The sequence below is a fragment of the Nocardiopsis lucentensis DSM 44048 genome, assembly GCF_000341125.1.
Classification (GTDB): Bacteria; Actinomycetota; Actinomycetes; order Streptosporangiales; family Streptosporangiaceae; genus Nocardiopsis; species Nocardiopsis lucentensis.
On the sequence record NZ_ANBC01000578.1, the window covers coordinates 11,544 to 22,200 of the forward strand.

Consider the following 10,657-nt stretch of genomic DNA (forward strand, 5'->3'; position numbering starts at 1 on the left):
CCATGCCCGGGTCACCACCGTGGACCGGACCGAGGGGCTCTCCCCCGAGGGCGACACGGTGACGGTCTCCGGGATCGGACACGACCCCGGGTCCCGGCTCGAGGTCTCCACCTGGGCCGTCCCCGCCGGGGCCGCGACCGACGCCGACCCGGAGGCCGACCCGGCACCGGTCCACGACGCCGACGACGCGGTCGCCGTGGACGTCGGCGGGCGCGGCACCTTCACCGTGACCCTCGACACCGACACCGGCTTCGCCGTCGACGCCGGGCTGGACACCGTGGAGGACCTCTTCGAGATCCGTCTCGTGGAGGTCGGCCCCGCCCCGGAGGCGACGGAGCCACCGGGGCCGACGGAGGACTCCGAGGGCACGCGGCCCCCGAACGCCACCGAGGACACCGGGGAGACCGACGCCGCCGACGTGAACGCCGCCGACACGGAGGCCGAGGACGCGGCCGCCACGGACGGCGCGCACGAGGACGCCTCGACCGCACCGGGCGCGGGCACGATCACGCCCGTCCTCCTCCCGAGGGCTCCGGCTCCGGCCCCGGTCGTCGGGCGGGTCCCGATCACCTTCGCCGCCCCTGAAACAGCGCCGAACACCCAGCCCCAACCCCACACACGCCCCCGGACCCAGACGACACAGCCCCGGACCACCGCCCCCACCACCCGGGCGGACCCGACGCTGAGCGTCTCCCAGACCACCGGCCTCGACCCCGACGGACAGACCGTCACCGTGACCGGCACCGGCTACGACACCTCCAAAGGCATCTACGTCGCCCTGTGCGACATCAGCCGGGCCGGTGCCGACCAGGCGCCCAGCCCGTGCATCGGCGGTGTCGACATGGACGGGTCCAGCGGATCGTCCGTGTGGGTGTCCAGTAACCCGCCGCCCTACGGCGAGGGGTTGGCCGTCCCCTACGACGGCGGCGGCGCCGACGGGGGTTTCTCCGTCGAGCTGACCGTGCGCGCCGGCGACGCCAACACCGACTGCACGGACGCCTCGACCGAGTGCGCCGTGGTCACCCGCAACGACCACACCCGCTCCAGCGACCGGAGCCAGGACGTGTTCGTCCCGATCACGTTCTCCGGGCAGGGCGGCACGTCACAGGACGGGTCCGATCACGGATCGGGCTCCGGCGGTTCGGGATCGGACTCCGGTTCCGGGTCGGACGACTCGGGCTCCGACGGTTCCCGCGGCGCGGTGGGCGGTGGCAACGAGGGCATCGGAGAGCTGCCCACCACCGGATCCGCGCTCTGGGCCCTGGTCCTGACCGCGGTCGTCACCACCGCCACCGGAGCCACAGCCCTGATCGTCACCCGTCGACGGCGGGACACCGCCGCCACCTGAGGCACGCCACGTGGGCGCCCCCGCCACGGGCAGCGTCCACCCCACGACGTCACCCACTCCGATCCGGTGTCCGGCCACCGGGCCACGGGTCGGCCCCGTCCCCACCCGGGACGGTCCCTTCCACCATCTCCTTCGGAGGTAACACCCCATGTCCCTGACCATGGCTCCCCACACGTCCGACCGTGCCCGTCGCACGCTGCGCGGCCTCGCCACAGTCGCCTCGACCGCCGCCCTCGGCGCCGTGCTCGCCCTCGCCCCCTCGACCGCCATGGCCGACGCCGGTCTGACCGGCGGTTCGGCGGACTGGGGCGTCAAGGAGTCCTTCCGCGACTACGTGACCAGCTTCATCGCCCAGGGCGACTACGTCGGCGTGGACGGCGCCACCGTCAACACCGGCGGGACCGTCGACTTCCCCGGAGCCGGCGGCGCCCTGGCCACGGACGGGTCCTTCGACGCCTCCTTCTCCGGCGGCGTGGTCCTCACCGGCCACGACTACGGCAACGGATCCGTCCTGGAGGTCCAGGTCCACGACCCGCGCGTGGAGTTCGACGGCACCGACGCCATCGTCTACGCCCGCGTGGTGAGCCGCACCTTCGACGGCCCGTTCCAGACCACTCCGAACCCGCTCGTCGACTACGGGGAGATCGCGGTCACCGAGCTGACCGGCGAGAGCGTGACCGACACCGGCACGGAGCTGACCTTCGACTCCACCGGCGGCGCCCTGCACGCCGACGCCGTCGACGCGTTCGCGGGCTTCTACTCGGCCGGAACCGCGATGGACCCGATCTCCTTCACGGTCGAGACGAACTGACGCAGGTCCGGACCGAACGACGGCGGCGCGGAGTCCCACCCCGCGCCGCCGTCCTCTCCCCCACCTCACACCGGCAATCCCCCGACACGATTGGAACCAGCCGCCCCATGATCACCACCCCGTCCAACGGGACTCGGGCCCCGGGGAGGACCCGACGCCTGCTGAGATCACTGACCGCCGCCACGGGAGCCACCGTCGTCGGTGGCACGCTCGCCCTGGCCCCCGTCCAGAGCGCCTCGGCCGAGGAGACCGTCACCGTCGAGGGCGGCTCGGCCGCCTGGGGCGTCAAGGAGTCCTTCCGCGACTACGTGTCCGGCTTCATCGCCCAGGGCGGGTACGAGGGCTCCGACGGCGCGACCGTCCTGGCCGACGGCACCGTCGACTTCCCGACCGTCGGAGGGGAGGTGTCCAAGGAGGACTCCTCCGGCCACGTCGACTTCGGCGGAACGGTGGCCTTCACCGGGCACGACTACGGCAACGGGCCCGTCCTGGAGATCCGCCTGTCCGACCCGCGCGTGGAGTTCGACGGCGACGGCTCCGCGCTGGTGCTGGCCGACGTCGAGAGTCGCCCCTTCGAGGGTGTCCAGCAGACCACGCCCGCCCCTTTGGAGGACTTCGGTCAGGTCCCCGTCGCCGAACTGAGCGGTGTCGAGCTCTCCGTCGAGGAGGAGGACCTCACACTCACGTCCACGGCCGGCGGCCTGCGCGCCGACGCCGTACCGGCCTTCGCCAACTTCTACACCGCGGGCACCGCGATGGACCCGCTGGCCTTCACCACGACACTCCAGGCCGGTGAAGAGCCGGTCCCGCACGACCCCCGGGTCACGGTGACCCCGTCCACGGCCCTCGACCCCGAGGGTGACGTCGTCACGGTGGAGGGCACCGGCTTCCGTCCCGGCGCGGGGATCTACGTCGCGCTGACCGGCGTCCCCCGGTCGCCGGACTCCCACCCCCGGCACTGGTACGGCGACGGCGTCTGGCTGCGCGACGCCGCCGCCCCGGCCGAGGACGGAACCTTCAGCACCGAGCTGGACGTGGTCGGCGCCTTCGACAAGGACGGCACGTCCTACGACTGCGCCGAGGAGCAGTGCTACGTCGCGGTGTTCAACGACCGCCACGACCTCGACAACCGCGACCAGGACGTGTGGGTCCCGGTCGCCTTCGCCGCCGACGACGACGGGGACGGGGACGGGGAAACCCCCGGGGGACCTTCGACCGTGCACTCCGGACGCGCCGACTGGGGCGTCCGCGAGTCCTTCCGCACCTACATCGAGGGCGACATCGCCCAGGGTTCGATCAGCACCGAGGACGGGGCCGCCCGCAACGACGACGGCACGTTCGCCTTCTCCGGCGGCGAGGGCGAGGTGGACCTCGCCGCGGCCACCGCCGACCTCGACTTCGAGGGGACCGTGCTCTTCGAGGGGCACGCCTACGAGGAGGGCGACCCGCTCCTCCACATGACCGTCACCGACCCGCGGGTGGTGATCGACGGCGCGTCCGGCGTGCTCTACGCCGACGTGGTGAGCAAGTCGCTCGACGACGAGGAACTCATCGCCTACGACGACGTGGCCTTCGCCGACCTGGACCTGTCGGGAGTCGAGTACACCCTCGCCGAGGACGTCCTGACCTGGGACGCGATCCCGGCCGCCCTGACCGCCGAGGGGGTACCCGCCTTCGCCGACTTCTACGCCGAGGGTGAGGAGCTGGACCCGGTCACGCTCACCGTGGGTGTGTCCGAGGACGCCGACGTGCCCGGCGGTGACACCGGAGGCGACGGTGACGACGGCGGTGGCGGAGACGGGGACGGGGACGGCGGTGACGACGGCGGCGGTGACGGAGACGGCAAGCCGGGTCTGCCCAACACCGGCGTGGCCCTGACCGGTCTGCTCGTCGCGGCGGTCGTGGCGATCGGCGCCGGTGGTGCCGCGATGGTCGCGTCCCGCGGGCGCGCCCCCGCCGAGGCGACCACCGAGTCCGAGGGCTGATCCCGCCCCACCGCGCGGCGTCCCCGGCGCGGTGGAGACAGAACGGGGGACGGGAGGGCCCCAGCACACGTCCTGTGCTGGGGCCCTCCCGTCGGAGCACGAGGCGGGCGCTGGGAGGCGCCTACTTCACCAGCTCCTCGTAGGCCTTCTTGCACTCGGGGCACACGGGGAACTTCTTGGGGTCCCGGTTGGGGACCCACACCTTGCCGCACAGGGCGATCACCGGATTGCCCGTGACGGCGCTCTCGGTGATCTTGTCCTTTTGCACGTAGTGCGCGAAGCGCTCACGATCACCGTCGTCGTGCGAGGTGTCCGGCTTGGTTTCGCTGTCCGGCAGAACCTTGTTCAAGACATCCATCGGCATCGTTCCTCACACCTTTCCACGTCTGCGTTCCACGGTATAGGGTGCCGCGCACCTGACGGCGATCGTTCGGCGCCGCTCAGTTCAGCGTGGGGTCCTCCGGGTAGGTCGACAACAATGCCAGATCACCGCCCTGGCGCCGCAGCACACGCGACCACAGCCGTTCCGGAGCGATGGTGAAGACGTCGTCGGTGATCGCGGGGACGACGTACCAGGCGCCCTCGTCGATCTCTCCCGCCAGCTGACCCGCGCTCCACCCCGCGTAACCGGCGAAGACCCGGAACGCGCCCAGGGCTCCGCCCAGCAGTGACGGCGACTCGTCCAGGTCCACCACGCCCACGCCGTCCAGCCCCAGGTTCTGGTCGAGCCCCTCCAGCGGGGACCAGCCCGGTGGAGGGTCGTTGCTTCCCGCCACGCCCAGGGCGATCCCCGCCCCCTCGCCGACGGGGCCGCCCGAGAACATCACCGCGGGCTCGCTCGCGTAGGCGCCCCAGGGGGTGATGACCTCGTCGACGGAGGTGTCCAGAGGACGGTTGAGGATCACCCCGAGGGTGCCGTCGGCGGTGTCGTCCACGACGAACACCACCGAGCGGCGGAAGGAGTCCTCCTGGAGGAGAGGGGCGGCCACCAGAAGTCGCCCGGTCAGTCTTGGCTGGTCCATGGTGCACCCTTACCCAGGTTCACACCCCTACCCGGGGTTTCGTGAGTGGTGACCGCCCCTCTCCGCGGGCGCGTGTCCGAAGGTCAGTTCCCCCGGCCGCGCTGGGCGACCTCGCGCACGGCGGTGGCCACGTGCGCGGACAGGTCGGAGTGGAAGACGCTGGGGATGATGTAGTTCGGGCCGAGCTCGTCCTCGGTCACCACGTCGGCCAGGGCCTCGGCGGCGGCGACCATCATGTCCGAGGTGACCTCGTGGCTCTGGGCGTCGAGCAGGCCGCGGAAGAAGCCCGGGAAGACGAGCACGTTGTTGATCTGGTTCGGGTAGTCGCTGCGGCCGGTGGCGACGACGTCCGCGTGCAGGTGGGCGACCTCGGGGTCGACCTCGGGGTCGGGGTTGGCCAGCGCGAAGATGATCGAGCCGTCGTTCATCTCGGCGATGTCGTCACCGCTGAGGAGGTTGGGCGCGGAGACGCCGATGAAGACGTCCGCGCCGGCCACGGCGCCCCTGAGGTCGCCGGAGTAGCCCTCGGGGTTGGTGTGCTCGGCGATCCAGCGCAGGTTGTCGTCGAGCTGTTCGCGTCCCGTGTGCACGGCTCCGTGCACGTCGCAGACGATGACGTCCTTGGCCCCGGCGTGCATGAGCAGCTTGAGGATGGCGGTACCGGCCGCACCCGCGCCCGACATGGCGACGCGGACCTGGCTCAGCTCCTTGCCGACCACGCGCAGAGCGTTGCGCAGGGCGGCGAGCACGACGATGGCGGTGCCGTGCTGGTCGTCGTGGAAGACGGGAATGTCGAGCAGCTCGCGCAGGCGGGCCTCGACCTCGAAGCAGCGGGGGGCGGAGATGTCCTCCAGGTTGATCCCGCCGAAGCCGGGGGCCAGAACCTGGACGGTGCGAACGATCTCGTCGACGTCCTGGGTGTCCAGGGCGATCGGCCAGGCGTCGATGTCGGCGAAGCGTTTGAACAGGGCGGCTTTGCCCTCCATGACCGGCATGGCGGCCTCGGGACCGATGTTGCCCAGTCCGAGGACGGCCGAGCCGTCGGTGACCACGGCGACGCTGTTGCGCTTGATGGTCAGGCGGCGGGCGTCGTCCTTGTTGGCGGCGATGGCCTGGGAGACGCGGGCGACACCGGGGGTGTAGGCCATGGACAGCTCGTCGCGGTTGCGCAGCGGCACCTTGGAGGACATCTCGATCTTGCCGCCGAGGTGCATGAGGAAGGTCCGGTCACTGACCTTGTGGACGGTGACGCCCTCGACCGAGCCCAGGGCGTCGACGATCGCCTGGGCGTGGTCGGTGTCACGCGCGGCGCAGGTGACGTCGATCCGAATGCGCTCGTGCCCGGCGGCCGCCACGTCCAACGCGGTGATCATGCCGCCCACGTGCTCGACGGCGTTGGTGAGACTGCCGACGGCGCTGCCTCCCGCGTCCAGTTCGAGCCGGACGGTGAGGGAGTAGGAAACGCTGGGAAGGCTGGCCACGTGTTGCTCCTTGGCTCTTGCTTGGTGTCGTGCGTCCGTGGGGTACACGGACGGCCCCGTATGTCCCGGGGCGTCGGCGTTGACGTCGGCACCCGGGAGGCCCGCCCGTCGCCCACCACCGCCCAAGGGCCGCTTCGCGGCGGGTGGGACGCCCTCAACGGAGGCCCGTGGCGCAGAACCCCGTCCGGGTCCGGGGTGCGGACCCCGTCCCCGCGATCCGTCCGTTCCGGGCGGTGCGCCGTCCCCGCGCCGGGCGCGGCTTCGACACGCGTGTCCGCACGGCGGAACGTGGGTTGTCCTGCGTGCCCACTGCGCGCGGTGTCTCCATTCATGGTGCACCGCACGGTGGACCGCGGTCACGGCAGGGGGTTGGTTCGTGCACGCGACCGGGTCGCCTCACCCTACCCGAGTCAAGGCGAGATCGTCAGCAGTAGGCGACAATTCGACCTTCAGTAAAAAACTCCACAATTTTCCATGACTGGGGCGCAACCTCGGAGCGACGTCATGGGGACCGGCCGTCGCCGGGGCCCTCACCATCGGCGGCGTCATCGTTCCCGGTGCCGTCCGCCACACCGTCCGCCCTTCGGCCCCGGGCCGCGTGGACCACGACGTCCACACACGCCGGGATGGTCAGCGCGGTTCCGTCCAGGATCAGGTGGTAGAGCTCCGGGGAGGCGGGATCGACACGGTAGAAGCGGCGGACGTAGGCGGCACGGGCACGGTCGTTGTCGTCGAGCAGGCGGAGCGTGGGCGGGGTGTCGCACCAGTCGTAACCCCCGACCTCGTCGCGGTTCCCGGTCTCCCACAGCTCGCGGGCCCGGCGCAGGCGGGCCTGCCGGTCGCCGTCGACGCGCACGTGCAGGGCGGTGGGGTGGTCGGCCAGGACCACGGCGGCGGCGCGACCGAGCACCACTCCCCCGGCGTGGCCGACCTCATTGATGACGCGTTCGGTCTCCTCGACGAACTCGTGGTCGTACAACAGGCGGCCGTGGGTGTCGGTGGGCCCGCTCAGGGCGGTGTCCACGCCGCCGAGCGTGACCGTCGGAAGCCGCGCGGCACTGGCGAGGAGGCGTTCGAGCCCGCCCGGACTGCGGCCGTCGTGGCGCAGGGCCTCCTCCAGGGAGCAGCCGACGTGGGCCGCCACCGCGGTCGGAACGGCCCTGTCCAGGAAGGGGACCCCGAGTCGGGCGGCGACGGCGGGGCCGATCACGCCGCCTCCGGTACCGAAGGTCGCCGAGATCGTGACCACGGGGCCGCCGTCACGGGGAGCGTCGTCGTTCATGGGCACCTGCCGGGTCGCCATCGGGCCGTGCGACCCGCCGTCACCGGGTTCGTACCCGCTACCCGGTCGGCTACCCCGATGTCCACATGAGCAGAAGAAAGCGACGATTTACCGTTATGTCCAAGTATGTGACGCCCCGGGTATCGCCGGGTGCCGACGACGGGATTTCCCACCCGATGCCGGCACCCCGCGACGCCCCGGGACGTGCGCTCAGAACAGCGCCGAGGTGAGCTTGCGCCGGGCCGCGCCCACGCGCGGGTCGCCGGGCGGCAGCAGCTCGAAGAGCGTGAGCAGGTGGGTGCGCGCCTTGTTCCGGTCGTCGTCGCTGGTGCGCTTGACCGTGGTGATCAGGCGGTCGAACGCGTCCTCGAACTTGCCGCCGTACATGTCGATGTCGGCGACGGCGCACTGCGCGGCGACGTTCTCGGGGTCGTCGGCCGCGGCCTGGCGCACGGCACCGGCGTCCACGTCCTGCAGACGGCCGACCAGACGGACCTGGGCGAGCTTGAGCTTGGCCTCGACGTCGTCCGGGGAGGCCTCCACGGCCTTGGCGTAGGCGGCCTCGGCGGCGGCGAGGTCGCCGCGCTCCAGAGCGGCCTGGGCCTCGGCGTCGACCGGGTCGACGGCGGGCTGCTCGGGCTGCTGGGCCTCCTCCGCCGAGGGCTCGCCCTCGACGGTGCCGGGGTGGCCCGGGGGCAGCATGCCCTGCTCGGCGAGGGCGGAGAACACCTGGCCGAGCCAGTCGCGCAACTGCTCCTCCGTGGCCGGACCGGCGGGACCGGGCATGACCTGGCCCTGGACGGCCACGATGATCATCGGGGTCGTGGGCACGCGAAGGGCTTGGACGAGCTGCGGGCTGGCCTCGCTGTCGAGCTTGGCGAGGAACCAGTTGCCGCCGGAGGCGGAGGAGAGGCGGTCGAGGGCGCTCTCGACCTGTTTGGACTGCTCCGACCACCCGGCGAGCACGGCGAGGACGACCGGGGCGGACATCGACCGCTCCAGGACCTCGGCCTGGAAGTTCGCCTCGTCGACGTTGACGGCGTACGGGTTGGATCGACCGGCCGACTCCTCGGCGCGCTGCTTGGCCTCGCGTTCCAAGGCCGCCTTGCGCGCCCCGAGGTCAACCGCACTGTTCGGTGAAAAGTCCGAAGGCTGCATACTTCCATCCTGCCCCATGCGCGGAAGAGCGGGTGACGCCCGGAGGAAGCTGTGGAGGACGGGGCCGGACGGCCTCCCCCGCCCCGGCGTGGACGCGACCTGCCCGGGTGGGACCGGGGGCCTTCCCGAACCGGTCACCGGCCGCCGGGAAGTTCACTCCTCGACCTCGGCCTCGGCGGTGTTACGGGCATCGCGGGGTTCGTAGATATCGCCCGCCCGGAGGTACCGCATTCTGCCTTCTCCACGGCTCCACGCTGAACCAGACTGATCCGTCACCGCCAGGGACGCTGATATAACCACCTGGACAGCTCCTGCGCCTGACAACACCGCGACAACCTGTGAACCATGGGTGAGCTTCAGTGAGAGCTGCGACGGCTCCGGGAACTGCGCGGGCTGACACAGACCCGGGTGGCGAAGGAGCAGGGCCGGTTACAGCATGAACGGCGATCGGTGCGTGGAGGCCCGCGTAGCCACCGCCGGAGCCGACATCCGCGACAGGCGGAACCGCGACGCGGGCCACCTCTCCTTCCCCGCCTCCGAGTGGCCGCCCCTGGTGCGCGGGGCTCAGAAACGCGGGTCCTCGGTGTAGGTCCCGAACTCCTCCCCCATCGTGGCGCAGATCTCCCCCAGCGTGGCCTCGGCGCGGGCGGCGTCCATGATGAGCGGCACCAGGTTGCCGTCGTCGGCCCGAACGCCCTCCAGCAGACGGGCGAGGGCTCGGTCGACGGCGGCCCCGTCGCGTCGTTCGCGGCGATCGGCGAGCTCCCTCTTCTGCTCTCGCTCGACCTCGTGGCTGATCCGCAGGATGTCCAGCTCCCCGGACACCGTGCTGGTGTGGCAGTTGACCCCGACGATCCGCTTGTCGCCCTTCTCCAGCGCCTGCTGGTACTGGAAGGCCGCCTCGGCGATCTCGGAGTTGAAGTACCCGTTCTCGATCCCCGCGAGGATGCCGGAGGTCATCGGCCCGATCTCGTGCTCCGCCCCGCGCCCGCCGCCCATGCGCAGGATCTGTGCGAAGATCCGCTCCGCCTCCGCCTCCAGCTCGTCGGTGAGCGACTCCAGGTACCAGGAGCCGCCGAGCGGGTCGGCGACGTTGGCCACCCCGGTCTCCTCCATGAGCACCTGCTGAGTGCGCAGCGCGATCTCGGCGGACTGCTCGGTGGGCAGCGCCAGGGTCTCGTCGAGCGCGTTGGTGTGCAGGGAGTTGGTCCCGCCGAGCACGGCGGCGAGCGCCTCGACGGCGGTGCGCACCACGTTGTTGTACGGCTGCTGGGCGGTCAGCGACACCCCCGCGGTCTGGGTGTGGAACCGCAGCCACCGCGCCTTCTCGGTGGTGGCCCCGTAGGTGTCGCGCATCCACCGCGCCCAGATCCGGCGGGCGGCGCGGAACTTGGCGATCTCCTCGAAGAAGTCGATGTGGGCGTCGAAGAAGAACGACAGACCCGGCGCGAACCGGTCGACGTCCAGGCCGCGGGACAGGCCGAGTTCCACGTAGCCGAACCCGTCGGCGAGCGTGTAGGCGAGCTCCTGTGCCGCCGTGGCCCCCGCCTCGCGGATGTGGTAGGCGGGC

9 protein-coding genes and 1 pseudogene are annotated in these 10,657 nt (G+C 71.7%); 4 read left to right on the top strand and 6 right to left on the bottom strand.

Going from position 1 to position 10,657, the window contains the following annotated elements:
• Window positions 1–19 precede the first annotated feature (19 nt).
• The 3 genes from D471_RS41170 (at window position 20) to D471_RS0120315 (ending at window position 4,144) form a co-directional block, all read left to right on the top strand.
• Entirely contained in the window at window positions 20–1,348 is a 1,329-nt protein-coding gene (locus D471_RS41170) for a hypothetical protein (RefSeq protein ID WP_017600318.1), read from the top strand.
• Window positions 1,349–1,496: 148 nt separating this feature from the next.
• Window positions 1,497–2,159 (top strand): HtaA domain-containing protein, encoded by a 663-nt coding sequence (locus tag D471_RS0120310; protein WP_017600319.1) that lies wholly within the window; start codon window positions 1,497–1,499, stop codon window positions 2,157–2,159.
• Window positions 2,160–2,266: 107 nt separating this feature from the next.
• A complete protein-coding gene (locus D471_RS0120315) occupies window positions 2,267–4,144 on the top strand; it encodes an HtaA domain-containing protein (protein ID WP_026127903.1) in 1,878 nt (625 codons plus the stop codon).
• Window positions 4,145–4,265: 121 nt separating this feature from the next.
• Here D471_RS0120315 and D471_RS0120320 read toward each other — a convergent pair whose 3' ends face one another.
• The 5 genes from D471_RS0120320 to D471_RS0120340 form a co-directional block, all read right to left on the bottom strand.
• On the bottom strand, window positions 4,266–4,508 hold the full coding sequence (locus D471_RS0120320) for a DUF3039 domain-containing protein (protein WP_026127904.1): 243 nt from the start codon (window positions 4,506–4,508) through the stop codon (window positions 4,266–4,268).
• A 76-nt stretch (window positions 4,509–4,584) separates the two neighbouring features.
• Window positions 4,585–5,166, bottom strand: coding sequence for a YqgE/AlgH family protein (locus D471_RS0120325; RefSeq protein WP_026127905.1), 582 nt, complete (start codon window positions 5,164–5,166; stop codon window positions 4,585–4,587).
• A gap of 83 nt (window positions 5,167–5,249) precedes the next feature.
• Window positions 5,250–6,647 carry an NAD-dependent malic enzyme gene (locus tag D471_RS0120330; RefSeq protein WP_017600322.1) on the bottom strand — a complete coding sequence of 466 codons (1,398 nt, stop codon included), beginning with the start codon at window positions 6,645–6,647 and terminating at the stop codon, window positions 5,250–5,252.
• Between the two features lie 502 nt (window positions 6,648–7,149).
• Window positions 7,150–7,929, bottom strand: a complete 780-nt coding sequence (locus D471_RS0120335) for a cytidylate kinase-like family protein (protein ID WP_051059228.1) — start codon at window positions 7,927–7,929, stop codon at window positions 7,150–7,152.
• Window positions 7,930–8,139: 210 nt separating this feature from the next.
• Window positions 8,140–9,087: a tetratricopeptide repeat protein gene (locus D471_RS0120340; protein WP_051059227.1), complete on the bottom strand. Its 948-nt coding sequence runs from the start codon at window positions 9,085–9,087 to the stop codon at window positions 8,140–8,142.
• A gap of 418 nt (window positions 9,088–9,505) precedes the next feature.
• Between D471_RS0120340 and D471_RS38550 the strand changes: the two are divergent.
• Window positions 9,506–9,676, top strand: a pseudogene (locus tag D471_RS38550) (DUF397 domain-containing protein); the annotation flags it as partial.
• On the opposite strand, the gene D471_RS0120350 reads toward D471_RS38550, so the two are convergent.
• Window positions 9,652–10,657 (bottom strand): methylmalonyl-CoA mutase family protein (locus D471_RS0120350; RefSeq protein WP_017600325.1); only part of this gene is annotated, 1,006 nt, incomplete at its 5' end. The pseudogene D471_RS38550 and the gene D471_RS0120350 sit on opposite strands and share 25 nt — an antisense overlap.

Excerpts from the sequence above, each read along its gene's own strand:
- D471_RS0120320 (WP_026127904.1), bottom strand. The coding sequence starts at position 4,508 with ATGCCGATGGATGTCTTGAACAAGGTTCTGCCGGACAGCGAAACCAAG.
- D471_RS0120310 (WP_017600319.1), top strand. The coding sequence starts at position 1,497 with ATGTCCCTGACCATGGCTCCCCACACGTCCGACCGTGCCCGTCGCACG.
- D471_RS0120315 (WP_026127903.1), top strand. The coding sequence starts at position 2,267 with ATGATCACCACCCCGTCCAACGGGACTCGGGCCCCGGGGAGGACCCGA.
- D471_RS0120335 (WP_051059228.1), bottom strand. The coding sequence starts at position 7,929 with ATGAACGACGACGCTCCCCGTGACGGCGGCCCCGTGGTCACGATCTCG.
- D471_RS0120340 (WP_051059227.1), bottom strand. The coding sequence starts at position 9,087 with ATGCAGCCTTCGGACTTTTCACCGAACAGTGCGGTTGACCTCGGGGCG.
- D471_RS0120325 (WP_026127905.1), bottom strand. The coding sequence starts at position 5,166 with ATGGACCAGCCAAGACTGACCGGGCGACTTCTGGTGGCCGCCCCTCTC.